1 protein-coding gene is annotated in these 282 nt (G+C 50.7%); it reads right to left on the bottom strand.

Annotated features, from left to right (window positions below; all coding sequences use genetic code 11):
* Positions 1–80: 80 nt before the first annotated feature.
* Positions 81–282: glycine cleavage system protein H (locus tag ACYP03_RS25800; protein ID WP_459782648.1), on the bottom strand; the 202-nt coding region annotated here is incomplete at its 5' end.

The following is a 282-nucleotide window of genomic DNA, read 5'->3' as shown; positions in this document are numbered from 1 at the left end:
CCGCCGGCTTAAAGAAGCGGCCTGATAGCCATATGTCAGGCCGGTCCAGTCACCGGCCTGATTATTAAGCTTAGCTGATATCACTCGTCTTCAGAGGTAAACTCCTGATATCCTTCGGCATCCAGCAATTCATCCAACTCACCTTCATCGTCGGCTTTTATCTGGATCAGCCAGCCATCTCCATACGGATCGTTATTCACCAGCTCGGGAGACAATTCAAGGTCTTCATTGATCGCCACCACTACACCGGATATAGGCGCATACACATCTGACGCCGCTTTC

The sequence above is a fragment of the Photobacterium sp. R1 genome (assembly GCF_054600795.1).
This window is presented reverse-complemented; position numbering and strand designations above follow the sequence as displayed.